Source organism: Trichormus variabilis 0441, assembly GCF_009856605.1.
Taxonomy (GTDB): domain Bacteria; phylum Cyanobacteriota; class Cyanobacteriia; order Cyanobacteriales; family Nostocaceae; genus Trichormus; species Trichormus variabilis.
On record NZ_CP047242.1, the window covers coordinates 2490706 to 2514581 of the forward strand.

The 23876-nt window shown below is 42.3% G+C and carries 19 protein-coding genes and 1 tRNA gene; 10 read left to right on the forward strand and 10 right to left on the reverse strand.

Features of this window, described 5'->3' with window-relative positions; all coding sequences use genetic code 11:
• Nucleotides 1–25: 25 nt before the first annotated feature.
• Complete coding sequence (locus GSQ19_RS10225; RefSeq protein WP_011317847.1) at nucleotides 26–3358, reverse strand: HEAT repeat domain-containing protein; 3333 nt, start codon at nucleotides 3356–3358, stop codon at nucleotides 26–28.
• A 751-nt stretch (nucleotides 3359–4109) separates the two neighbouring features.
• Between GSQ19_RS10225 and GSQ19_RS10230 the strand changes: the two genes are divergently transcribed.
• The 3 genes from GSQ19_RS10230 to GSQ19_RS10240 all read left to right on the forward strand — a co-directional run bounded on the left by GSQ19_RS10230 (nucleotide 4110) and on the right by GSQ19_RS10240 (nucleotide 7848).
• Nucleotides 4110–5765 carry an IS5-like element ISAva5 family transposase gene (locus GSQ19_RS10230; RefSeq protein WP_041455935.1) on the forward strand — a complete coding sequence of 552 codons (1656 nt, stop codon included), beginning with the start codon at nucleotides 4110–4112 and terminating at the stop codon, nucleotides 5763–5765.
• Between the two features lie 125 nt (nucleotides 5766–5890).
• Nucleotides 5891–6460: a Uma2 family endonuclease gene (locus GSQ19_RS10235; protein WP_011317848.1), complete on the forward strand. Its 570-nt coding sequence runs from the start codon at nucleotides 5891–5893 to the stop codon at nucleotides 6458–6460.
• Nucleotides 6461–6675: 215 nt separating this feature from the next.
• Nucleotides 6676–7848 carry an MFS transporter gene (locus tag GSQ19_RS10240; protein WP_011317849.1) on the forward strand — a complete coding sequence of 391 codons (1173 nt, stop codon included), beginning with the start codon at nucleotides 6676–6678 and terminating at the stop codon, nucleotides 7846–7848.
• Between the two features lie 9 nt (nucleotides 7849–7857).
• On the opposite strand, the gene GSQ19_RS10245 is transcribed toward GSQ19_RS10240, so the two are convergent.
• The 3 genes from GSQ19_RS10245 to GSQ19_RS10255 all read right to left on the reverse strand — a co-directional run bounded on the left by GSQ19_RS10245 (nucleotide 7858) and on the right by GSQ19_RS10255 (nucleotide 10221).
• Entirely contained in the window at nucleotides 7858–8676 is an 819-nt protein-coding gene (locus GSQ19_RS10245; RefSeq protein ID WP_011317850.1) for an SDR family oxidoreductase, read from the reverse strand.
• A gap of 583 nt (nucleotides 8677–9259) precedes the next feature.
• Nucleotides 9260–9670, reverse strand: coding sequence for a HetP family heterocyst commitment protein (locus GSQ19_RS10250; RefSeq protein ID WP_011317851.1), 411 nt, complete (start codon nucleotides 9668–9670; stop codon nucleotides 9260–9262).
• Between the two features lie 398 nt (nucleotides 9671–10068).
• Nucleotides 10069–10221 carry a hypothetical protein gene (locus tag GSQ19_RS10255; RefSeq protein ID WP_153228503.1) on the reverse strand — a complete coding sequence of 51 codons (153 nt, stop codon included), beginning with the start codon at nucleotides 10219–10221 and terminating at the stop codon, nucleotides 10069–10071.
• A 557-nt stretch (nucleotides 10222–10778) separates the two neighbouring features.
• On the opposite strand from GSQ19_RS10255, the gene cdf31 reads away from it, so the two are divergent.
• From cdf31 to GSQ19_RS10275, 4 genes are all read left to right on the forward strand, one after another.
• Complete coding sequence (cdf31, locus tag GSQ19_RS10260) at nucleotides 10779–11681, forward strand: CDF family zinc efflux transporter Cdf31 (protein ID WP_011317852.1); 903 nt, start codon at nucleotides 10779–10781, stop codon at nucleotides 11679–11681.
• A gap of 339 nt (nucleotides 11682–12020) precedes the next feature.
• Nucleotides 12021–14276 (forward strand): sensor histidine kinase, encoded by a 2256-nt coding sequence (locus GSQ19_RS10265; protein ID WP_011317853.1) that lies wholly within the window; start codon nucleotides 12021–12023, stop codon nucleotides 14274–14276.
• Between the two features lie 82 nt (nucleotides 14277–14358).
• On the forward strand, nucleotides 14359–14814 hold the full coding sequence (locus GSQ19_RS10270; protein WP_011317854.1) for a response regulator: 456 nt from the start codon (nucleotides 14359–14361) through the stop codon (nucleotides 14812–14814).
• Between the two features lie 2 nt (nucleotides 14815–14816).
• On the forward strand, nucleotides 14817–16757 hold the full coding sequence (locus GSQ19_RS10275; protein ID WP_011317855.1) for a hybrid sensor histidine kinase/response regulator: 1941 nt from the start codon (nucleotides 14817–14819) through the stop codon (nucleotides 16755–16757).
• Between the two features lie 155 nt (nucleotides 16758–16912).
• On the opposite strand, the gene GSQ19_RS10280 is transcribed toward GSQ19_RS10275, so the two are convergent.
• Both GSQ19_RS10280 and hisF read right to left on the reverse strand, forming a co-directional pair.
• Nucleotides 16913–17104 carry a hypothetical protein gene (locus GSQ19_RS10280; RefSeq protein WP_011317856.1) on the reverse strand — a complete coding sequence of 64 codons (192 nt, stop codon included), beginning with the start codon at nucleotides 17102–17104 and terminating at the stop codon, nucleotides 16913–16915.
• Nucleotides 17105–17209: 105 nt separating this feature from the next.
• On the reverse strand, nucleotides 17210–17983 hold the full coding sequence (hisF, locus tag GSQ19_RS10285) for an imidazole glycerol phosphate synthase subunit HisF (RefSeq protein WP_011317857.1): 774 nt from the start codon (nucleotides 17981–17983) through the stop codon (nucleotides 17210–17212).
• A 153-nt stretch (nucleotides 17984–18136) separates the two neighbouring features.
• Here hisF and ruvB point away from each other — a divergent pair, with 153 nt between their 5' ends.
• The gene (gene ruvB, locus GSQ19_RS10290) at nucleotides 18137–19237 is read left to right on the forward strand and encodes a Holliday junction branch migration DNA helicase RuvB (protein WP_011317858.1); all 1101 of its coding nucleotides are present in this window, start codon (nucleotides 18137–18139) and stop codon (nucleotides 19235–19237) included.
• A gap of 56 nt (nucleotides 19238–19293) precedes the next feature.
• Here the strand turns inward: ruvB and GSQ19_RS29700 are convergent, their stop codons facing one another.
• Nucleotides 19294–19470, reverse strand: coding sequence for a hypothetical protein (locus GSQ19_RS29700; protein WP_162470532.1), 177 nt, complete (start codon nucleotides 19468–19470; stop codon nucleotides 19294–19296).
• On the opposite strand from GSQ19_RS29700, the gene GSQ19_RS10295 reads away from it, so the two are divergent.
• Nucleotides 19406–20212: a tetratricopeptide repeat protein gene (locus tag GSQ19_RS10295; protein ID WP_041456630.1), complete on the forward strand. Its 807-nt coding sequence runs from the start codon at nucleotides 19406–19408 to the stop codon at nucleotides 20210–20212. The genes GSQ19_RS29700 and GSQ19_RS10295 overlap by 65 nt on opposite strands.
• A 15-nt stretch (nucleotides 20213–20227) precedes the next feature.
• Here the strand turns inward: GSQ19_RS10295 and GSQ19_RS10300 are convergent.
• Nucleotides 20228–20301: transfer RNA gene (locus GSQ19_RS10300), tRNA-Val, on the reverse strand.
• A gap of 51 nt (nucleotides 20302–20352) precedes the next feature.
• Nucleotides 20353–21849 (reverse strand): hypothetical protein, encoded by a 1497-nt coding sequence (locus tag GSQ19_RS10305; protein ID WP_011317860.1) that lies wholly within the window; start codon nucleotides 21847–21849, stop codon nucleotides 20353–20355.
• 184 nt (nucleotides 21850–22033) lie between these two features.
• Here GSQ19_RS10305 and GSQ19_RS10310 point away from each other — a divergent pair, with 184 nt between their 5' ends.
• Nucleotides 22034–22810 carry an SDR family NAD(P)-dependent oxidoreductase gene (locus GSQ19_RS10310; RefSeq protein WP_011317861.1) on the forward strand — a complete coding sequence of 259 codons (777 nt, stop codon included), beginning with the start codon at nucleotides 22034–22036 and terminating at the stop codon, nucleotides 22808–22810.
• A gap of 235 nt (nucleotides 22811–23045) precedes the next feature.
• Here GSQ19_RS10310 and GSQ19_RS10315 read toward each other — a convergent pair whose 3' ends face one another.
• On the reverse strand, nucleotides 23046–23825 hold the full coding sequence (locus tag GSQ19_RS10315; protein ID WP_011317862.1) for a photosystem II electron transport protein, Sll1252 family: 780 nt from the start codon (nucleotides 23823–23825) through the stop codon (nucleotides 23046–23048).
• Between the last annotated feature and the right edge of the window lie 51 nt (nucleotides 23826–23876).

A 23876-nucleotide genomic window follows, 5' to 3' on the forward strand; every position in this document is an offset into this window, starting at 1 on the left:
GGGTCATTTGTCATTGAGTTCCCAATTACCTTGTCCGTAATAACTGCACAAAGGTATTACTCACCGTATTGTCTTTAGTATCTGCGGCGTATTGAATCAACTTCTCCCGCAATTCCTTGGCTGCATCTATTGGCAGTAAGCTGGCTAAGAGGAAGTAAACACCACGAAAGCGGGGGTCACCCATTCTATCTACTAATAGTCTTTCCGCTTCATCACTGTCGCCGAGAAAGTTCTGCACTAGGAAGAAGTCCATGATTTTATCGTGGCGGAAATACCATTCTTTCTTGGCTTCCCCTTTATCATCTTGCCATTGACGGCTCACTACCATTTTATATTTCTCATCTTCCAAAGACATGACGACTTGATAAAATTCATCGGCGGGTAAGGCTTGTTTGTCGTCGATACGCATTTGGTAGACTGCGGCGGAGAATTTTCTTAAGGGAAATTCTTGGTTCCATTCCTTCAGGTATTCAGCCGCTATTAGGTTGTATTGCTGTTCTTGCAGGCGGAATAAGTTGGGATATTGACCTTGTGATAACATCAGGGCTACCACGGTTAAATCCATTGGGTTGGAAAGAATGCGCCTGGCTGCTTTTAATTCTTCCTCTGGTTGCTGGGTAGTGAGGACTTCTTTTAAATAATTAATGCAGGCTTGTTCGTAATCAGCACCTTGAATTTTGGCATCCTTGGGCAGTCGCGGTTCACGGGAGAGCAAAAACTCTTGAATTTGGTTGGGTTCTAAGGGTTGCAAGTGGTAGGTTTTGGCGGTTGAGGGTGGTGTCCACTCTAGGGGCTGGGTAGTCATGATAATGTTGCCCCGGAAATAGCTTTCCACAAACTGGCAGATTTTAGCTCTGGTATCGGCTGTGACTTCGTTGAGTCCGTCGATGCAGATATCTATTGCACCACTGTAAATGAGGTTTTTCAGGAAGTCGGCATCTTGGGCTTGGCCGTGTAGCTTGTCTTGGATGGCTTCAATTACGCCTTTATGGCATTTTTGGGCGGGGAGATAAACGACTATGCGCGGGGAGTTTTGCAACAGATGGCGGAGAAACATCGACTTACCTAAGCCGGAATCCCCTTCTAAGATAATTTGCCCTTTGATGCTGGGGAGGGCGGCGGTAACTGGGAAGATATCCCCTGTACCGGGAACTTTGACTCTGGATTCTGGGAAGTAGCCTTTGTCACTAAAGTTATCTAAGCCGGCATCGGCTAGGAGGGAGGGTTTGAAGGGTTCAAATAATTTACGGCGGAAGGGGGGAAACCAGGTGAGGAGAAAGCCGACGTAACCCACCCCTAAGATGCGGCGTACCCAAGGGTTCCAGAAGAAGATGGCTTGAATTTGGGGGAATTTGGGGTAGGCGAAGATGAGGGCAAGCCAGAAGGTAGCGTGTGTGAGGATGGTAATTCTGGCGTTGAAAAACCACTGCCAACCCTTGAGGTTGACTATGACTGATTGCAGTGAATCAGCTTCGTTGTAGCCAGCTTTTTTGAGGTTGTTGTAGTGAGTTTCTAATAGGAGAATATCTTGCGGTTGCCAAGGGGTTTTTCTGGCGACTAGGGCGATTTGTTTTGCTAAATCATCACGTATTCGTGCAAATTCTTGGCTGGGTTGCCAAATGTCGCGGAATAGTTCTAGTGTTTTGACAGCTTGAGAGTGTTCCAGCTTATCAGGAGTTGTTTTTGGTCTGCCTAGCCATGTCAGCAGGGTTTTGACTTTTTCATGGCCGCCACCCAGGAAATAAGTCCAAAATCGCCAAAATTCATAATTATTCTGACCATAATCAAAACTTCCCTGATTTGGTTCGTAGATATAATTCAAAACTACGACAACCTCTTCTAATTTAAGTTGTCTGATTTTTCCCAATGCCGATGCCGCATTTCCACGAACGTCGGCGGGAACGTTTTCATCCTTGAGGAAATTGAGGATGTCAGGGACATACTTGACTGCGGCTTCTCCCAAGTTGCCCAATGCCAATGCTGCATTTCTACGAAAGGAGGCTTCCACCTTTTCATCCTTGAGAAAATTGAGGATGTCAGGGACATACTTAGCTGCGGCTTCTCCCATACTGCCCAATGCCTCTGCCGCATTTCTACGAAAGATGGTGTCCACCTTTTCATCTTTGAGGATATTAGCGATGTCAGGGACATACTTAGCTGCGGTGTCTCCCAAGTTGCCCAATGCCGATACCGCACCATAATAACGAACGTTGTTGTCCAACTTTTCATCCTTGAGGATATTAGCGATGTCAGGGACATACTTGGCTGCGGTGTCTCCCAAGTTGCCCAATGCCTTTACCGCATCTGAACGAACGATAGTGTCTACTTTTTCATCCTTGAGGAAATAGAGGATGTCAGGGACATACTTAGCTGCGGCTTCTCCCATACTGCCCAATGCCTGTGCCGCACCTGAACGAACGGTGGCGGGAACCTTTTCATCCTTGAGGATATTAGCGATGTCAGGGACATACTTGGCTGCGGCTTCTCCCAAGTTGCCCAATGCCTGTGCCGCACTTCTACGAACATCGGCATCCACCTTTTCATCCTTGAGGATATTAGCGATATCAGGGACATACTTGGCTGCGGTGTTTCCCAATTTGCCCAATGCCTCTGCCGCACTACCACGAACGTTGGTGGGAACCTTTTCATCTTTGAGGATATTAGCGATGTCAGGGACATACTTGGCTGCTGCGTTTCCCAAGTTGCCCAATGCCGATGCCGCAAATAAACGAACGATGGTGTCTACTTTTTCATCTTTGAGGATATTAGCGATGTCAGGGACATACTTGGCTGCTGCGTTCCCCAAGTTGCCCAATGCCTTTGCCGCACCTGAACGATCATAGTCGGGAACCTTTTGATCCTTGAGGAAATAGAGGATGTCAGGGACATACTTGGCTACGGTGTCTCCCAAGTTGCCCAATGCCTCTGCCGCACTACCACGAACGTTGGTGGGAACTTTTTCATCCTTGAGGATATTAGCGATGTCAGGGACATACTTGGCTGCGGCTTCTCCCAAGTTGCCCAATGCCTCTGCCGCACTGCCACGAACGCCGGCGCTCACCTTTTCATCCTTGAGGATTTTGGCAGCTTTCTCGGCAATATCCTCTGGTTTCTTCACCAGGGATTTTAAATCTTTGAGATTATATTCACCTAATTGCTTGAAAGCATATCCCTTAACTTGGTCATGTCCATCATCAAGGGCAGCTACTATGCCGTTAATCTGCCACGCTTCCGGCTGGGGCTTGGGCTTTTCTTGGGCGTTCACCCAAGGTAGGCAGAGTAGGAAAGAAAGGATGAAGGCTAAAGAATAAAAAATGTAGCGAGAAGGCTGGCGATGATGGCGGAGAGTTGTGACCATGTTGGGGGCAAGGTGGCAGATTACACGCGCTTATGAGTAATATATCAGGCTTACTTAGAATAATTATGCCTACGGTGTGCATATATTTGAGTGCTAGGTGCAAAATGTGGTTTGATCCCCCTAAATCCACGCCACTTGCTACAAGTCGGCAAAGCCGCCCAACGCAGTGGCTCCCCTTAAAAAGGGGGACTTTAATTCTTGTTCCCCCCTTTTTTAAGGGGGGTTAGGGGGGATCAAAACGTTATGGTGCTAAGTTATTAGACTTGTGTATACACCGTAGCCTCTAACTACCCTACTCTTTACTCTCCCGCCAGTATTAAAAACTCACTCACGAGTATCAAATACTCTCCCGCCAGTATTAAAGACTCACTCACGAGTATTAAACACTCTCTCGCCAGTATTAAAGACTCTCCTGCCAGTATCAAAGACTCGTTCATGAGTATTAAAGACTCTCCCACCAGTGTCAAAGACTCGCTCACGAGTATCAAAGACTCTCCCACCAGTGTCAAAGACTCGCTCACGAGTATCAAAGACTCATTAACGAGATGTAAATACTCGCTCACGAGTATTAAATATTCCTCAACGTGATTTTATAAAGGCTCTCGCTTGTGTGCAGCAAGGCTTTGATCTCTCTCCAAACCTCTCTCCTACAAGGATACTGTTCCAAACTCTTGAGGGGTTAAGCCCCTCAAGAGTTTGGAACAGTGGAAAAAAGAGAATAAGTATATTGAGCGTAGCATCTACAAAGATTATGACCCTGCACCCGCGTGATATGTCGCAGATTCCTGAAACAACAGCGCAAGTAGCCCGGAATTCATTTCCCAAAGGGAACATATATATGAAGATGCGGGATGAAATAGGAGTGTTATATAAGGATGAGGATTTTGTCAAACTTTACCGCGCAGATTGTGGTCAAAGTGGAATATCAGCAGGACAACTGGCATTAGTGACAGTAATGCAATTTATCGAAGGTTTAACGGATAGACAAGCGGCGGATGCAGTGAGGGGTCATATTGATTGGAAATACGCACTATCGTTGGAATTAAATGACCCAGGGTTTGATTATTCAGTACTTTCAGAATTTCGTCAGCGATTAATCAAAGCAGGACGAGAGCGAGAGTTACTCAACCAAATGCTAGCTCGTTTCCAAGAACTAGGTTGGCTCAAAAATCGCGGCCGTGTCAGAACTGATTCAACTCACGTATTAGCCGCAGTACGACAGTTAAATCGTTTGGAATTAGTGGGAGAAACTTTACGTCATACCTTAAATGACTTGGCTTATTTTGCCCCTGATTGGCTCAAATCGAGAGTTGACGTTGATTGGTTTGAACGTTACTCCCTGAGATTTGAGCAATACCGCTTGCCCAAATCAAAAGCCGAACGTGAGAAATTGAGGCGAAAAATTGGTGAGGATGGTCATCATTTGCTATCCGCTTTGTATGCAGACTCAACTTGTAATTGGCTGTGGCAGATTCCATCAGTGGAAACATTACGTATAGTTTGGGTGCAACAATACTATATTCAATTGCAACAAGTCTATTGGCGAGAACAAGATAACTTACCACCAAATAGACTACAGATTGAATCTCCTTACGATGTTGATGCACGCAATTCCAGCAAGCGAGAAATCAACTGGACTGGTTATAATCTGCATCTGACAGAAATTTGTCACCCCATACTGCCAAACTTAATTATCAATGTGGAAACGTCCGTGGCCACAAGTGCGGATGTTGAGATGACACCAGTAATTCATTCTCGTTTAAACCAGAACAATCTTTTGCCACAAGAACATGTTGTCGATACTGGCTATGTCAATGCTCAAAACTTAGTCGATAGTCAATCCCATTTTCATGTTGATTTAGTAGGAAAAGTTCCCCCCGGAACTAGTTGGCAAGCAACAGCACAATCCGGCTTTGAGCAAAATTGCTTCACTATTCATTGGGATTTGATGCGTGTTGATTGCCCAATGGGTAAACAAAGTAAGTCCTGGCGTACAACTGTCGATAGCCATGACAATCCAGTAGTCAAAATACAATTTGACAAATCCGATTGTTCGCTTTGTTCAAGTCGCTCAAAATGCACTCGCTCCAAAAAACTACCGCGTCTTCTGACCCTCAAACCACAGGAACTACATCTTGCATTACATGATGCTCGCATTCGCCAAAAAACTGAATCTTTTCAACAAATTTATCACCAACGTGCTGGCGTTGAAGGCTTGATTTCCCAAGCTACTGGTCGCTACCAATTACGCCGTTGTCGCTACATTGGTCTTGCCAAAACTCTCTTGCAGCATGTCATTACTGCTGCTGCTATCAACTTCAGTCGGATGTGGGATTGGTGGCAACATGTCCCACGCAGTCAGACTCGCGTTTCTCACTTTGCTCGAATTGCTCCCACTGCCTCATAGTATTCCTGATTTTCTATTTTGTGATGATTGGTTTTGCCCTCTATCAATTCGCCAACAGTATCCTTGTAGTGAAGGGGTTGGGGTTAGGTTCCGTCGAATTCACGTTGTTTTAGGAGTAATTGCTGATGTCGTTATCAACTCCAGTATTTGCCAACAAAACACTAGAAGAGTTTCTGAAATTACCAGAAACTAAACCCGCCAGTGAATATATTGACGGTAAAATCTACCAAAAACTGATGCCTCAAGGAGAACATAGCACCTTACAAAGTAGTTTAGTAACAGCTATTAATGAAATTGCTAAACCACAAAAATTAGCTTACGCGTTTCCTGAGTTACGCTGCACATTTTCGGGAAATTCTATAGTTCCAGATATTGCTGTCTTTGAATGGTCGCGTATTCCTTTACTTCCTAATGGCAGAATTGCCAATAAATTTGAAATTTCCCCCGATTGGATTATTGAAATTCTTTCTCCAGAACAATCCCCTAATCGGGTTATCCGTAAAATAATGTTTTCTATGCAAAATGGTGCAAAGCTAGGTTGGTTTCTCGACCCTAATGATGAATCTATCATGGTTTTTCAACCCGATATATTGCCAGAAATCAAAGCAGGGAAAGAAATTTTACCTGTTATGAGTGTATTGGCGAATTGGCAATTAACTGTAGAAGATATTTTTAGTTGTTTGAATTTTAGTTGAAAAAACAAATAATGCAGATTTTGTAGGGGTTTACAGCGTAAATTCTTCTACAAAAATCCGATTTGATTTCTGTTCAATGAAAGGTGTTTTGGTTTCCTTATTCCTAACAACCTCACAAAATTAATGGGACATCATGAATATTAAATAATAAAAATTCAAAAGGAGACTCAGAGGGGGAAAAATAATGCAAGATTCACCCCTCTGTTGATTTCTCTATGAATGTATCAAAATCGCATATCCTATGGGTACAAGTTTGGGTATTGGCAGCACTACAGGGAGCAATCACCCTGGCTTGGATCATATATAATGCCTACGTACCCAAACTTCTAGTTCAGTTTGGTTTTCCCCCATCCTTGGCAGTGGGTTTGCTGGTGGTGGAAAATGCCTTGGCTGTGATTATGGAACCACTCATGGGTGGGCTTTCGGATCAAGCACAGCGTTGGGTGGGTAGTCGATTTTTGTTAATCTCCGCAGGGGTGATTCTCTCAGCGACACTATTAATTGCGATCCCCTGTATTGTTACTTTCGTTCCTCCTACCGTTGTCTGGCGATCGCTTTTACCAATAGTATTAGTAGCCTGGGCTTTGTCTATGACAGTGTTTCGCAGTCCAGCGATCGCTTTATTAGCCAAATACTCAATGCCTGCCGAGTTACCTTTAGCATTTAGTGTTGTCGTCTTGACAGGAGGCATAATTGGTGCATTTCGACCAATTGCCAATAAGTTTATCCTCAATTTAGGACCAATTTTTGCTTTTGCGATCGCCTCTTTCGTATTACTGGCGGTAACGGCTGCATTGCGCTTAGTCAACCCTCCTCATACACCCGTTACCAACCCAAGAGAAATTACACAGTTACCCAACAGAGAATTAAGTTTAATTTTAGGTACTGGTTTTGGTGTGGCCTGGGGTTCGCGGTTAGTCATGGATATTTTGGGAAAAATTCTCCCAGTCCAACTGCAAATCACCAATAATGATTGGTTGATGGTATGGGTGGGACTAGCGATCGCAGTTGCCAGCTTACCTGCGGCATGGTTCACTATGAAAGTAGGCGATCGTCAAGCCATGCTGATTGGTATTGGCCTAACTACTTTGTCACTACTAATTATGGTTTGCTTCAATATCCCAATTCCTTTTTTATTAACCCTAATTGTGGGATTTAGTGTCATTATCAACGGTACAATTCCGTTTTGTTTACGACTAGTGTCTCAACCTTGGGAAGGTTTGGGAATTGGGATGTATTTTGGTGGGTTTGCTTTAGCAATGAGTTTATTTGGAGCAATTTTCCCCCAACCCCAACAAATTACACCAGTTGTAGGTCTAATTGGGTTGATTTTAGCTTTTTTACTAGCTGGAGGATGTATTGCGGCTAGCGGCGAGACTAATCCTTAATTCAGCTTTTTATGTGGGTAATTGTGAGAAAAGTGTTTCCCAATCAATAGTAGGTGGTCTTGTTCCCTTATTGACCAGTTCAAAAACTTGTCCTTCACTAGCTGAATAAAAAATAGATTCCACACAAGCTGCGGCGACATCAATTCTACTAGCATCCCCAGCTAAGGTGTCACCTTTGCCAATAACTACATTGAGCTTACCCCCTGTGGTTGCTTTCAAGAGTGTATTCAGGTCATAGGAAGTATAAGGACCATCAATCAAGCGTCCTGGGCGAATGATGGTGTAAGGTAGCCCGGAATGAATAATCGCTTCCTCTCCCTTTTTTTTGGCATCCAGCACACCGAAAGCATTCAAAATATTAAAAGGCGGCTGATCCTTGCGGAGAATCCCCACGGAAGATACAAAGACAAACCTACTCAAATCTTTAGGTGCGGCGGCGACTAAGTTACTCACACCCTCTGCATCAACTTTTGCGGGAGTGTTTTTTGCTGTTGCTTCTCTATAGTCAGAATCTAGAAGAATTTTACCCCATTCAAAAAAGTTGGGTTCTGGATCAAATTCCCATCTAGCAGAGGGAAAGGCTGTAGTTCCAGTACAACATATAATGTGGGTGACATGATCAACTGCTGCTGGAAGTGTGTTGGGTTGGCGGATGTCGCCCACAAAAACCTCAACTTTTTCATTGAACAGCTGTTTAGCTTTTTCGGCGTTCCGTGTGAGGATACGCACCTTTGCACCCTTCTCCAATAGCTTACCAACTACAATTTGTCCTACTCCACCAGTTGCACCAACAACTAACACCAAATCTTCAGTTCTTCCAAAAGTCATAACTGTCCTAGAGATAGCCTATTTTTAATCTACTCAAAAATATTAGTATGCTGTTTGCTACCACAGGGGGATATCACAGACAAAAGCCCGGTGGTTACGTCCGGGCTTTTGTAAATGCAGTGGGGATATATTCCCCAAAGGTTTTGATATAGAAGTTCTGTATAATTCGCTGTACTGATAGGTAATACCACGGCATTTTTGGCAATTCCGGAAAAACAGCAGAAATTTTTTCTGGTTTCAACGAGAAATATACTGATAGTTTGAGGGCGTAAGATGGTGATAAGCAGAGATTTTGTTGTAATTTACCGCGTTTTTACTGATGAATTATTTATCTGGTAGCTGGCAAGAATGGTTGACTGTATCAGCATATTTGGGTTTGATGATTGTTGTCATGTGGTTTGTATTTACCACACAGAGGAGATAAAAAAGGGGTGTAAAGGTTTTAAACATTTATACCCCTATACCCATTCGGCTGAAACTCACAGCGTACTCCTCCAGGAGAAGCAAGCTAAAGGCAGCATCCCCCAGGGAAGCCTGGCCCCCTTACACCCAAACAACAGAGAACCTGGGTGAGTCCTGCTTTCTATTTATTCCTGCTATACATTACAGCTATTTTTGTTTCTAAGTACCCTGGGATATTTTTCACCTTATCTGGTTCGGAAGTGGTTAAGTAATCAGAAGCATTCGACTGGTTTAAACCCTGTGTAGAAACTTTATTAACTACGCTAGAGTTAGTTACGGAGGAATTGGTACTTATGGATTTTCCATTATTTAATGAAACAGGTATATTGGCAACTTGTCTATTGTCCTTCATGAGACGGCTATAAGTCCGTTGGGGAATAAAGTGGAGAGGATTGTACCCAACAAAACGTAAAATTAAAACACAAGCCCAAGAATATCTTCCATCAGTAATAGCTTCAATGACTTGATTCAACTGTTCAGTAGTAATTATTTTGTGAAACCGATTTTGGGAAGAATTTATGTGGTAGCTCATAATGTGTTGGAGATATTTATCTAAATATGAAAGTTATAGACTGATTACATCAGTGTTTAGCTGTTTAGGGAACACAAAAAATAAACTATCCGAAATTGATGGTTTGATAGGGTGCGCTATTATGAATAATTTCTGAGCATATTTAGGTGCTATCACATTGATGCACCATACATTTTGGATATGGTATTTTCATGGAAGCTGAATTAAATGAAAACTTTGCTGTCGGTCAGTTCACTTGCGATTAAGATAGCCTTCTTCGCTCCATCCATCTTGCTTTTTAAACCCAGTAGTTGAGTTAAGTAAAATTTTTCAACTATAAGAGTTTAGAAGCACTTACCATAATTTTTTAATCAAAAAATGCTTGTGATAACGATCAGGCCTAGTAATCGCAAAAATAGTTAGCAATTGCCCAAGAAAAGTTTTGCTGATTCGATGGTGTGTAATTTTGTCTGTTCTGGAATGCTGAAGATAGTAAATAAGTGATCAAGAGCATCACTTTGATGGTCCCATTGTTGAATTTTGCCGTTGGAAGATTGAAGACTTATTACCATTTCTTAACCCCAGATACTATTTTCACAGACAAAAAATTTATCGCAAAACAGTTACCTAAAATACAGAATACAATTTTCCTACGATTAATTCAGCCAATTTGGCATTTTTTTTGTCCATTTTCCCAGAAAAACGGAGAGTGGGGGAGATGAGGAAGGACTGTTGACTGTGAGACAGTAGCATTCTTCTCTACGTTCGCGGTAGCGTTGCGTAGCCAAGACAGACGCTGCGCGTTCAACGTCCGGTAGGGAAGACGCTTTGCGTTGTAGGCGGAATGCCGTTAGCGTAGTGGTAGGGACATTAGGAGCATCACTTGGAGGGTTGACTGTTTACTCTTAATGATAAAAATATGCTGTATTTTTTCAAGTAATCACTACTCTCTACCTATGTTATGACAGTTTTAAATTATAATTAATCTCAATAAAATAGATATTAAATTAACGGTAATAGAGATATGTAACTCTTACGGTGTAAGACTTTGATACATTTGATTGATGTTTAAATATCTACAATTAGAAGTAAACTTATAAGTCATAGAACTGGGTGTTTAAAAATATCTATGGCTTACGATAACCGTGCGGCAGTACGCAAAGTTTTACTGATTACCCTAGTGCTAAACTTGTTTGTGATGGGGTTAAAAGCATTTGTAGGGTATTTAACTGGTTCTCTCAGCTTGTTAGCCGATGCGTTGCATAGTGTCACAGATAGCGCCAACAATATTCTGGGATTATTTGCTAGTAACTTTTCTTCTCCATATCCCGATCGCGAACATCCTTACGGACACCACAAATTTGAAGCTGTAGGTGCTTTGGGAATCGCCGCATTTTTAGGAATAGCCTGCTTTGAAATTCTCCAAGGTGCGATTGAGCGCATTCTCAAGGGTGGCGCACCTGTAAGAATTTCGCCGCCTGAGTTGTGGTTGTTGCTGATTGTCTTGGGAGTAAATATTTTTGTGGCGTTCTATGAACGTAATGAGGGTAAGCGGGTAGGTAGTCAAATCTTAATTGCTGATGCGACCCATACTATGAGCGATGTGTGGGTAACAATCTCGGTAATATTTGGTTTGATTGGGGTTTGGCTTGGGTATCAATGGCTAGATATAGTGTTAGCTTTTCCGGTAGCTTTGTTGGTATTTTGGAGTGGTTGGTCAGTTTTAAAAGAGAATTTACCTTGGTTGGTGGATCAAATGGCGATCGCACCAGAAGCCATACACGCGATCGCCGTTGCTGTACCTGGGGTAATTAATTGTCACGATATCGCCTCACGGGGTGTCCTCGGTCGTCAAGTCTTCATGGAAATGCACTTAATAGTAGATGCGCCAGATGTGGAAACTGCTCATCGCATTACCGAAGAAGTCGAAAGACGGCTAGAAGAACGCTTCAGTCCAGTCAGGATTATCATTCACGTCGAACCACCAGCCTATGAGTCTGAGCAAATCAGTTTTGAAACTGGATCGAAATAGAGAATAGGGAAAAAAGGCTGTTGTCATCGCACCTAGCTACGAAAAAATCAAATAGGATGGCGATCGCTTTATTTGATTTAATACAACTACATCTTTATTTATACTTCCACAAACAAAGTCTTACTCCTATATTTAGCATTTTGAATTGAATATAAGCCTACTCATGTATGTAAGTAAAGATAATGAGTAAAGAGATGATTACTCATATCTGCACGAATTGTTATGCTGAGACAGTCAAGTATTTTTGATGAACAAGACTTCAGTATTGTTTGATGCTTCAAGAGAATTGTTACATCAAAAATCAGTCTTGCTACTGATTGTAATCTTAAGGATTGAGAAGTGAACATCAACGATATCACTATTCCCTTTCATGTAGACCTCAGTAACTGTAATAAAGAGCCAATTCATATTCCTGGGTTAATTCAACCTCATGGAGTACTTTTAGCATTACAAGAAATAGACTTAACGATTCTGCAAGTTAGTAATAATACATTCAATCTCTTAGGAAGACATCCTGAACAGTTACTCAATCAACATTTAAGTTGTTTACTAGAAGCAGAACAAATTAACTTATTACAGGATTGTTTGACGCAAGAAGATTTACAAATAATCAATCCCCTAGAATTTATTATAAAATCCCACAACCAAAGCATTAATTTCGATGTTATTGCCCATCGTTCTAATGGTTTGTTGATTTTAGAATTGGAAGCTAATTTATCAGACAAAAATTATTCATTTTTCCGATTTTATCACCTTGTAAAGCTAGCGATGCTAAAACTCCAAGGTGCGGCAACAACAACAGAAATCAGCCAGATATTAGCTCAAGAAGTCCGAAAGATTACTGGCTTTGACAGAGTGATGGTTTATCGCTTTGATGAACAGTGGAATGGTAAAGTTATTGCCGAAGTAAGACCAGAATATCTTACATCTTATTTAGGGTTACATTATCCAGCATCTGATATTCCCCAACAAGCTAGAAAACTCTATAGCCAAAACTGGCTGAGGCTGATCCCAGATGCTAAATATCAACCAGTACCAATTGTTCCTACTAATCATCCCCTTAATAACCAGCCTTTAGATTTAAGTCGCTCAGTTCTTCGTAGTGTTTCCCCACTACACATTGAATATATGCAGAATATGGGCGTGACAGCTTCTATGTCGATTTCAATCATGAAAAATCAGAAATTATGGGGACTCATTGCTTGCCATCATCAATCACCAAAATACATACCCTATGAAATACGGAGTGCCTGTGAATTTTTAGGACAAATGACTTCTGTAGAAATGAGTGCTAAGGAAGATAGTGAAGATACAGAAGACAAAATTCGAGTGAAGTCTGTGCATAGCAAATTAGTCCAATATATGTCGGCGGAAAATGACTTTATTAATGCCTTAATTGACCATCAGCCGAACATACTTGACCTGGTAAATGCACAAGGAGCAGCAGTTTGTTTTAACGGTAATTTTCGTACAGTCGGCCAAGTTCCGCCAATCCCAGATATTCAAGTTCTTGTGGAATGGATGAGTCAAAATATACATGAGGAGATTTTTGCCACAGATTCACTCGCAACAGTTTACCCAGATGCAGAAAAGTTGCGGGAAGTGGCTAGCGGCTTGATAGCACTTTCTATTTCTAGAAGTCAGAAAAACTATGTTTTATGGTTTCGTCCAGAGGTGGTAAGAACTGTAGATTGGGGAGGAAATCCTCATAAACCTGTAGAAGTTATAGCCAATGGTGGAATACGCTTATCACCTCGTAAGTCTTTTGAATTATGGAAAGAAACAGTACTTTTAAAATCACATCCGTGGAAATCTTATGAAGTGAATGCAGCACTAGAGTTAAGAAGCGCAATTATTGGTATAGTGTTGCAAAAAGCAGATGAACTAGCACAGCTAAATATTGAACTGAAACGCAGCAATCAGGAACTAGATGCTTTTGCTTATATCGCTTCTCACGACTTGAAAGAACCACTGCGGGGAATTCATAATTATTCCAACTTTTTAATGGAAGATTATGGCGAAATTATCGATGCACAAGGAAAGGAAAAGTTACTTACCCTGATTCGTCTCACCCAACGGATGGAAGATTTAATCGATTCGCTGCTGCATTTTTCCCGTTTGGGACGGGTTGATTTATCCATGCAGGACACCGACCTCAATGAAATTGTGCATCGCATTCTAGATATGTTAAGTGGGCGAATTGAGGAGACAGGGGTGGAAATTAGGATTGTACAATTACTGCCTGTAGTGTACTGCGATCGCATCCAAATCGGTGAAGTCTTCAGTAATCTCATTGCCAACTCCATCAAATACAACGACAAAGCCAACAAATGGATTGAAATTGGCTACATTGACAACCAACCTCTACCACCCACATTTTACGTGCGAGATAATGGCATTGGTATTCGAGAAAAACACTTTGAAGCCATTTTTCGTATCTTCAAACGACTACACAGCCCCAACAAATATGGTGGTGGTACAGGTGCAGGGCTGACCATAGCCAAAAAAATTGTCGAACGACATGGCGGTAAAATTTGGGTGGAGTCAACCTACGGCGAAGGTAGTACCTTCTATTTCACACTGCAAGGTGTGTAGAAACATAACCAATTTCAAATAGCCTACAACTAGGCTGCGCCAATAAAATTCAAAATTTAGAGAACTTTTAAGCACTCCCCAGATGATTGGTAGCAACACCCAACCTTTATTAGTAATTGAAGATAGCGACGAAGATTTTGAGGCTTTGCAGCGAGTCATGCAACGAGAAGTTGTCTTAAATCCTGTTTTTCGTTGCACTGATGGTGAAGATGCTTTAGATTTTCTCTACCATACAGGAGCTTATCTCGACCCAGCAACGGCTCCTTGTCCCTCGATTATTTTGCTTGATTTAAATTTACCGGGAACTGATGGGCGAGAAATATTAGCGCAAATTAAACAGGATCATAATCTCAAACATATTCCTGTGATTGTCCTCACAACTTCTTGTAATCCTAAAGATATTGAAATATGTTACCAATATTGCGCCGCTAGTTATATCCTTAAGCCTATAGATATTAACCGTTTAGTTAAAACTATTCAAAGCTTTTTAACTTATTGGTTAGATATTGTGATTCTTCCTGATGCTGTTAGCAATTAGTCATGGCACAACCGCTAACCGTTTTAATTATTGATGATTGTGCTGAAGATCGCCAAGTTTATCGCCGCTATCTCCAGCAAGACCAAGAGCATCACTATACAATTCTGGAACAAGAATCAGGAGAGGAGGCACTGGAATTATGTCGGCAGTTGCAACCTGATGTAATTTTATTAGACTTTTTACTGCCAGACCAAGATGGACTAGAACTTCTGGCTGAATTACAAAAGCTGCTGCAAGGAAGTATGCCAGCTATAGTCATGTTAACGGGTTACGGTAATGAAGCGATCGCCGTACAAGCAATGAAAAGTGGTGTTCATGACTATTTAGTGAAAGAACAAACGACAGCAGAACGTTTGCGTTCCACTCTTCACTCTGCAATTATCCAAACGCGATTACGCCAAGAACTTTCCCGGAGTCAGGAGCAATTACACGACAGCCAAAAATTTATTGAACGCATTGCAGAAACCACTCCGGGGATTTTGTACGTTCACGATTTAGTCGAAAAGCGGAATGTTTATATCAATGGTAAGGTTGGTAATTTATTAGGTCATACTCCCCAAACAATTCAAAATTTGGGAAAAGAATTTCTCATCACATTCATGCACCCTGAGGATTTAGTTCGGCTTCCGCAAGTATTTCAGCAGTTTGACTCAGCCAAAGATGGAGACATCATCGAACATGAGTATAGGATGCGACACGCTGATGGTGGATGGTGTTGGTTTTTTAGTCGTAATTCTGTGTTCATGAGAAACAGTGATGGTTCACCACGCCAAATAGTCGGTACAGCCTTTGATATCACCGCTCGTAAGCAAGCTGAAGAAGAACTACGCTCTAGCAATGAACGTTTCCGACTAGCTGCCGCCGCCGTGAATTCTCTCATTTATGAATGGGATATAAAAAAAGGTACGGTCACTAGGACGGAGGGATTGACCCGGATTTTAGGCTACTCTGTGGAGGAAGCCACCCCAAATATTGAATGGTGGCAAGAGCAAATTCATCCTGACGACCAGGACTTTTTGGTTGAGCAATTCCAAAATCCACCTGTTAATCAAACTCATTATACTTTTGAATATCGCATCCGACACAAAAACAATCAGTATTTATACGTATTAGATCAAGGGATAATCACCAGAGATGAAAATGGCCAGCCAGTGCGAGTAGTCGGTAGTGCAACCGATATTAGCGATCGCAAACTTGCGGAAGCAGAACGCGACCAACTATTGCAATTAGAAAAATTAGCCCGTGCGGAAGCAGAAGCCGCCAATCAAACGAAAGATGAGTTTGTGGCGATGGTATCTCATGATTTGCGATCGCCATTGAATGCAATTCTCGGCTGGTCACAATTGTTACGAACTCGCCAGCTTGATGAAAGCACATTTACCCGTGCGTTAGAAACCATTGAACGCAACGCACAATCACAGTCAAAACTTTTGGAGGACTTACTGGATATGTCTCGTATCCTCAGGGGTAAGTTACAGTTGGAGTTTTGCCTAGTGGAGTTACCTGCTATTATCGGCGTAGCAATTGAGACTGCTTATCCCTCAGCCAAAGCTAAAGATATTCATTTAAAGTCGGTGATAGATGAATCAATTCCACTGATTCCTGGTGATATCAATCGCTTGTTACAAGTTTTAGGCAATCTGCTTTCAAATGCGATTAAATTCACACCTCCAGAAGGACAGATCACAGTCCAACTATCATATACAGACTCTGAAGCTCACATCACAGTGATTGATACAGGTATTGGGATTAAGTCAGAATTTTTACCCTACGTTTTTGAGCGCTACCGTCAAGCGGACTGCCAACATAAACAACATGGTTTGGGTTTAGGGTTAGCGATCGCCCGTTATCTCATAGAATTACACGGCGGGGCGATTCATGTGAATAGCCTGGGTGAGGGACAAGGAACTACTTTCACTATTAAATTACCATTGCACCAATAATATTTGTAGAGGTTAGGAATGATAAAAGCTTCCTACTATTGTGCTGAGGCAGTGATTAGTTAGATTTTATTTGTCAGTCCCTCAATCCTCACAAGTTCCTCAAGTTTAACCAATATTATAAATAGGATTTCACTATACTTGCTCTTGGTTACTGATTACTTAACTTGTAACAGATAGCTCATACAATGCCCCATGAGAAAGTAGACTACTAACATAGCCGCAGCAGCCAGCGCCACTAATGTCCCTGCCAACATAAGAGAGAATTCCTTATTCTCCACAGCCTTCTCCATTAGGTGCAGCGACCATGCCACCAAGGCTACATCAAATAATAAAATAGGAATCAACATATTTTTTAATATTTATTAATACTTGTAAATCAATCTTAACATCCTTTTCGAGAACTGTACCCGACTTGTGCTAGACGTAATGTAAATTCCATGATGTCTTTAGAACTATGCGTATAAGCGGACTGGAACTTGGCAATCACGCAAATAATTCTTAATTTCAGCCACGCTGAGTTGACCGTAATGTAGCAGCGATGCCAATAAAGCAGCTTCCGCTTTCCCTTCAGTTAAAGCAGTGTATATATGTTCACAGTTACCCGCACCACCAGAAGCAATAACTGGTATTTCTACAGACTCAGCAATTGCCCGTGTTAACTCTAGATCGTAACCAGCTTGAGTACCATCAGCATCCATACTCGTTACCAAGAGTTCACCTGCACCGCGCTTTTCCACTTCTTTCGCCCATGATAAGGCATCCAAACCCGTGTTTTCTCTACCACCACGCACGTAAACATCCCAACCGGGATTACTGGGATCTACTCTGCGTCTAGCATCAATCGCTACAACGATGCACTGATTACCAAAGCGATCGCTCGCCCGATCAATCAATTCTGGGTCACGTACTGCCGCAGAGTTAATACTAACCTTGTCTGCCCCAGCGCGTAACAAAGCTTTAACATTTTCTAAGGATTGAATACCACCACCTACAGTCAGGGGAATAAAGACCTGCTCGGCAGTCCGGTAAACAACGTCAATGATCGTATCCCGGTCTTCATGAGTAGCCGTAATATCCAGAAACACTAACTCATCAGCCCCAGCATCGTTGTAAACCTTGGCCAGTTCTACCGGATCACCAGCATCCTTGAGATCAACAAAGTTAACTCCTTTAACTACCCGTCCCGCCTTCACATCTAAACAAGGTAAGATTCTTTTAGATAACATAATAATTTTTTACTCCTGGGTAATTGTCCGGAATTTAAATTTTAAATTGACCTGTGTATTTTCTCACCAAAATCTTCGCCACCATTTCTACTACCAGTATTACGGCGAAGAATTAACGCAAACAGTCCTAAACTTAGAGTTGCAAGCTGAATTATGGCGATCATCTCCTCAAAAAAACAGCCCCCAGAACCCAACGGACAGCCAAACAAGCGCCCGGAGTCAGCACCAGCCGCCCCTAAAGAGAAGGTTTTGCAACCTGAAGCTGCTATTGATGAGCAAGGTAAGCAAGAAGAAAGTATCAGACCACAAAAATTCGCCGACTACATCGGACAGAAAGACCTGAAAGACGTGCTGGACATTGCCATCAAAGCAGCCAAGTCGCGGGGTGAAGTTTTGGATCACTTGCTACTGTATGGCCCGCCAGGATTGGGTAAAACAACAATGGCAATGATATTAGCTTCGGAAATGGGAGTCAATTACAAAATCACTAGTGCGCCCGCCTTAGAACGTCCCAGAGATATTGTCGGGCTACTAGTGAACCTCAAACCCGGTGATATTTTATTTATTGATGAAATCCATCGACTTTCGCGGATGACCGAAGAAATTCTCTATCCGGCAATGGAAGATTACCGCTTAGATATCACCGTGGGTAAAGGTTCCAGCGCTCGGATTCGGAGTATACCTTTGTCTAAGTTTACCTTAGTGGGGGCAACAACCCGCGTAGGTGCCTTAACTTCACCACTGCGCGATCGCTTCGGCTTAATTCAAAAACTGCGCTTTTACGAAGTTGACGAACTCAGCCAAATAGTCCTGCGGAGCGCTCAGTTACTCCAAACCCAAGTTACCGACGACGGAGCCACAGAAATCGCCCGTCGTTCACGGGGAACACCACGTATCGCCAATCGCTTACTTAAACGTGTCCGCGATTATGCACAGGTAAAATCCTGCACAGAAGTTAGCCAAAATATTGCTGCCGAAGCACTACAGCTATTTCAAGTAGACCCATGCGGACTCGATTGGACAGACCGTCGAATGCTCAGTGTGATTATCGAGCAATTTAACGGTGGCCCCGTAGGTTTAGAAACAATTGCCGCCGCGACCGGAGAAGATACCCAAACAATAGAAGAAGTATACGAACCTTACCTGATGCAAATTGGCTATCTCAGTCGGACTCCCCGTGGTCGCACAGCCACCAAAGCCGCCTATAAACACATGGGATTTACGCCACCAAACGAGCAGCTATCTTTACTTTAATGATTGGTAATAGGTAATGGGTAAAGGGTAATCGGTAATTGGTCAATCGTTTTACACTACCCAATCCCCAATCCCCAGTCCCCAATCCCCAGTCCCCAGTCCCCAATCCCCAGTCCCCAGTCCCCAATCCCCAATCCCCAACCCCCTAGCCACAACTCAACCCAGATGATAATTAAGTTAATTAGTGTTGTTCTCAGCTTATTAGTTTTGTTTGGCTGGGGTACACCAGTCATGGCACAATCTCCGCAACCATCGATTACCCAGGAACAAATAGCACAAGGGGAGGAATGGAAAAATCAGGCATTTAAGGCCACAAATAAAGGTGATTTTGTCACCGCAGAAAAGTATTGGACAAAAATTATTGATAATTTCCCTACTAATGCTGGGGCTTGGAGTAATCGCGGCAATTCGCGGGTGAGTCAGAATAAGTTACAAGCAGCGCTGACAGATTTCAACAAAGCTATAGAATTAGCCCCGAATGTTACCGACCCGTATTTAAATCGGGGTACAGCATTAGAAGGCTTAGGGAAATGGTCTGAAGCGATCGCTGATTATAATCATGTCCTAGACCTCGACCCTAACGATGCAATGGCCTATAACAATCGGGGTAATGCTAAAGCAGGTTTAGGGAAATGGTCGGAAGCGATCGCAGATTACAAAAAATCCTTTGAAATTGCCCCAAACTTTGCCTTCGCCCGTGCCAACTACGCCATTGCCCTTTACGAAACTGGGCAAAAAGATGAGGCAATCCGGGAGATGCGTAATATTGTTCGTAAATACCCCAACTTCGCAGATGTCCGCGCCGCCCTAACAGCTATTTACTGGGTAAACGGACAACAAGGTGAAGCCGAAAGCAACTGGGTAGCGGCTTATGGTTTAGATACCCGATATAAAGATATGAACTGGGTAAAAAACATCCGTCGCTGGCCGCCTAGTATGGTGTCAGCCTTAGATAAGTTTTTGCAAATCAAGTAAGATATATTTACGGGATGGACGTAACTGGATTCGAACCAGTGACCTCTACGATGTCAACGTAGCGCTCTAACCAACTGAGCTATACGTCCTTAACCACACGATTTATAACAGTAACACACATTTTTCATAAAAGCAAAGTTTTATTGTTTCAGTCGCTTCTGTGCCAAAGCCATTAGTCTTTGCCCTTCCGGGTAGGCTGTTGTTCCAGGTTTGATAGTATTTAGCTGATTGATAATCCCTTGTATTTGACCTTGGAACTGTTGCGGGTCAGAGGGAGGAGCCGCAATCAAACTTTGAATTTGTTCATTAGCTTGTTTCAGTGATGACTGCGACTCAGTTTCAGCTTGCAGTCGAGTTTCGATAATTCCTAAGTTGGTTTGGTAATTTGCTAATAACTTCTGCGCTTCCACATAACCGGGTTCTTCTACGCGCACATTTTCTAATTGCTCAATTGCTGTTGACCACAGTTTAGCAATTTGCTTCCATTTTGTTTCTGTATGTGGTGGGTTTTGGGAGGCTTGAGCCGCAGCCAAGGCAAATTGTTTGGCACCTTCAATTAATTTGCCACTTTTAGGATCAACAATGCCCTGAATTTTGCCCTGGTAAATTGCCAATAACTTTTGTGCTTCCAAGTATCTAGGGTTTTCTAAGGGAACTTGGTTAATGCGGCTCATGGCTTGTTGCCATAGTTCCGAGGCTGTTTGCGGCTGTGTTTGCTTGATTTTCTCGGCGGCGAGATCAAATTCTTGAGCCGCGACAATGAAACTACCAATTCGAGCGTTTTCAAAATCCCGTGTGTAGGCTCTTAGCTTCGCTTTTGCGGTTTTTGCAGCTAATGTTTGTGCGGGAATTTCTTCTAACTGGTCGATTCCCGCTTGCCAAGAAGCGATCGCCTGTTCTCTATCTTTGCTATTAGCCGCTTGTTCATATTGTTTTTTCGCCAATTCTATGGCTAGTTCACCTTGATTAAGTGGTGTTAAAGCATTCTTGTCTTGAAAAACAACAGCACTAATTCGTGCAGTCCGTTGACGAGCTGCTTCAAACTCATCTAAAGTAAATCGCCAACTGCAACCAAACAAACTACAGTAAGCCTGGGGATAATATCCGAGAAACCAAACTGGTAGATTATCTAGATGTTTTTGTGCTTCTTGAACCTTTTTTGCACCCTCCTCAATATCAAATGAACTAGTAGCTTTATTAATTAACTGGTCAGCTTGCTCCAGATTTTGAATTACTCCCCGATAGTGATAATCCATACTCATATAGCTGGGTAACAGTAGGATTGGTACTGTTCTCGCCACAGGCCAGCGAATCATGGGATAAGGTAAATTCACTACCCAGACAATCCCCGCCGAACTACCCACGAGAATTACTGTCCATTTGATTTTGGTAAAAAGTCCAGGCGCTTGATTTGCTTTTGCAGCTTGCTTGAGGACTTTCTCATTAAATTGCGGATATATGTCCAAAAATATATCCCGTAACTCGTCTATCTGAGCAGGAGAGCCTGTTTCTAAACGCAATTTCTCTAATCGTTTAATTACTATTTCCCGTTCAATCTTACTAACTTGGTCATTACCACTACATTTTTCCACTTCTGCTAGCAATAGTTTCCAGGCTCTTTGATTGAGGCGATACATAGAGATAAAGTATAATCTATGATACTAGTATTCCCATCATCACCCAAAAAACTTAACTGGCAGAAATAAGACAGCGTGTCATCAGGTCAATAATCTACGGTACTGGATTTTTACAAATGACTAACGACCATAAGATATATTGTTAAAATTTATAAGTAGCATAAGAAAATACTTATTATCTCAAATGCCAACTGCTTTAATTACGGGTGCTTCTGGCGGTATAGGTAAAGCCTTTGCTCAAGAATTAGCGGCGCGTCAGACAAATCTTGTGCTTGTAGCGCGATCGCAAGATAAGTTACATCAATTAGCTCAAGAATTACAACAGCAGCACAAAATTCAAGTAGATGTAATCGCTAAAGACTTAACAGAAACAGATGCAGTCGCGGATGTATTTGATATCACCAAAAGCCAAGGACTGACAATTGATTGTTTAATTAACAATGCTGGGTTCGGCGATTATGGTGACTTTGCCGAAAGCGATCGCACAAGACAAATTAAAATTGTCCAGTTAAACGTTTTAGCATTGGTAGATTTAACCCATAGATTCTTGCCTTTAATGCGTCAAAGCCGTTCGGGAAGCATTATTAACGTCGCTTCTATTGCAGGCTTTCAACCGATACCTTATCTTTCCGTTTATGCCGCAAGTAAGGCTTTTATTGTGAGTTTTAGTGAAGCTTTATGGGCAGAAAATCGCCAATATGGTGTTCGTGTTTTAGTTACTTGTCCAGGGCCAACAGAAACTGACTTTTTTACTGAGGCTAATTTTCCCCAAGCTTTGGCGGAAACCACAAATAAGGTAATGAGTTCTGAAGAAGTTGTCTTGAAATCACTCAAAGCCTTGGAAAACTGGGAACCAACGGTAATTATCAGTGATACTAGTACCCAACTTAGAAGCAATGTGGCTCGACTTGTACCACGCAAAACTTTGCTTAGTCTTTTAGCTAAACACTTTAAAGCTTAGTTGTCAGATACTTCCAGATAAAACAATATCCAAAATGTAGAGTGCGTCAGGATGAATAATTTCTGAGTATAGTTAGGTTCTATCGCACTGACGCACCCTACTAAAATAAGCCTACCAAACTGAAAATGTCTTTAATTTTGAATTTTGCGGAAAGTTCTGTAGGCGGGTTTCCCGCCGTAGGAAACTTTTCAAGACGAATTTTGAATTTTGAATTGTTAATTTGTCAACTCTCAACTTACATATATCTAGTCAGTTGGACACGATAACGTTCTTTTTTCGTTACGGCAATTTCTCCAACTTCTAAGCGTCCTTTACCGCGAATAGCGATTAAGTCACCTGATTTTACTTGGGAACTGGCTTGGGTGACTTCTTTCCAATTGACACGGACATCACCGGAATCAATCAAGTCTACCATCTTACTGCGAGACATCCCAAAACCAGCAGAGGCGATCGCATCTAACCGCAAAGAAGCTTCTACTGTCGTCAATTCTTTCTTCTTCGGTTCCCGAACTTTTAATTCAGCTAGCTCAATGGGTTGGGTTTTCACAGGAACAGAACGCACCTGATTAAGATGAATTTGCAAAAATTCTGCTAACTCTGGAACTACAATGGCTTGCGCTCCCCGTTCACCCAAAACAATAATATCGCCAGTTTTCTCCCTGACAATCCCAGTTCCCAGCATTGCGCCTAAAAAATCGCGGTGAGTCGCCGAGTCAAATAGGAAATTACCTGCAATTTCTAGTACCACAAGGCTAACTTGAGATTGATCTAAGGGTAACTCAGCACGGGCGATCGCTAATCTTTGGCGTTCTGCTTGCGGATATCCACCCCAAGCCACCAACTGCACGTCTGTTAACCGACTAAACACCCGTTGAATCTCTGCCAACTCCGGCGGAGAAAAAAAATCTGTCACAACCACTTCCCAAGTCTTAATAGCTTGCTCTGCTTGGTCAATTACACGAGCTACACTATCTCGATTTTCAACACCCTTTAAAAGTTCTTCTCGTGGCAGCATTTTTATATAGTCGGTTGTCGGTTGTCAGTCGTTATCGTTCGATACTTACCT